Source organism: Acidithiobacillus ferriphilus (assembly GCF_018854775.1).
Lineage (GTDB): Bacteria > Pseudomonadota > Gammaproteobacteria > Acidithiobacillales > Acidithiobacillaceae > Acidithiobacillus > Acidithiobacillus ferriphilus.
The window spans coordinates 1-1,150 of record NZ_JAAZTY010000267.1; the positions used below are offsets into that span (position 1 = coordinate 1).

The 1,150-nt window shown below is 54.6% G+C and carries 2 protein-coding genes and 1 pseudogene; 1 reads left to right on the top strand and 2 read right to left on the bottom strand.

Annotation, left to right across the window (positions count from 1 at the left end):
- Positions 1–242 (bottom strand): annotated as a pseudogene (locus HF921_RS13130) (nitrogenase cofactor biosynthesis protein NifB); the annotation flags it as partial.
- Positions 243–269: 27 nt separating this feature from the next.
- Here HF921_RS13130 and HF921_RS13135 point away from each other — a divergent pair.
- Positions 270–482 (top strand): hypothetical protein, encoded by a 213-nt coding sequence (locus tag HF921_RS13135; protein ID WP_215893994.1) that lies wholly within the window; start codon positions 270–272, stop codon positions 480–482.
- A 22-nt stretch (positions 483–504) separates the two neighbouring features.
- On the opposite strand, the gene HF921_RS13140 is transcribed toward HF921_RS13135, so the two are convergent.
- Positions 505–1,150, bottom strand: a 646-nt coding sequence (locus HF921_RS13140; protein WP_215893995.1) for a sigma 54-interacting transcriptional regulator, incomplete at its 5' end; no start/stop codon positions are given.

Sequence of the window (1,150 nt, forward strand, 5' to 3'; positions counted from 1 at the left end):
GCGACATGCATGCGGGCGTAATGATGATGCGCTTCTTCGCTATAGCAGGGGTGATTCTTGACCTTTTCCCAGATTTCCGGTGCCAGATCTCCCTGCCCCGCTCCGGTGCCACAACTGGCCTTGCCGGAACCGCCGCTCGTGCCACAACCTTGGTGTTCTGCCTTTTGCTGCATGATCTCATCCAGATCCACCCCGTTATTGGGTGTGGCAATACTGGAAAGAGAAATTATTTGGGATGCCATGGGCGTAATCCTCCATACGGATCTTCAGTGAACGATGGAAAACCGCGCGCCTCATGGATGTATCGGCTTGCTCCTAAGAAGCTGACGCTTGCATTATTTTTAGCAAAAGTGATGCCAGGGATTGGAAATATTATTTTTCAATACGTTATTGATAAACCATCCGACGCTTTGTCGGTAACGTTACGTGTGTTTCCAGCAGCGCGGCGAAAATTGTCGAAAACCGGACAAACGGGGGGGTAACAATGGCACGGCAGGCGCGAATTTAGAGTTTTTTGACTTCCACGCCATGTTTATTGAGGGCATAGCCGAGTTTGCGGGTGGTTGTCCCCAACAAACGGGCGGCTTTAGCTTGTACCCAGCCACAACGGTCCATCGCCTGGATCAAGCGGTCCCTTTCTGACAATGGTGCCGTGTTCTCCTCACCGTTAGCGACCGACGCAGCCACCACGTGCCGCGCCGGCTCGGGCATGATGGGCGGCGACATATTATTACTGTCGGACACCTTCATGGTGATGATGGGATGGCTCCCTTCCAGTGGTCGTAAGGCCATGGAAAGGCACTGATTGCGCTGACAGGGCACGTCGAGGTTGTGGATGATATCCCCGCGCATCATGGTGGCGGTGCGTTCGACGCAGTTTTCCAGTTCCCGCACATTGCCTGGCCAATAGCAGGACACCATGGTTTGCAACGCTTCCGGGGTGAGGGTCAGCTTGCGCTGGTTGTCGGCGTTGTAACGGGCGAGGAAATGTTCGATCAAGGCGGGGATATCCTCACGACGCTCCCGCAGTGGGGGCAAAAAGATACTGACGACATTGATTCGGTAGTAGAGATCGGCGCGGAACTCACCCTTGCTTACCGCCTCTTCGAGATTGCGATTGGTGGCGGTGATAATGCGCACATCGACCCGG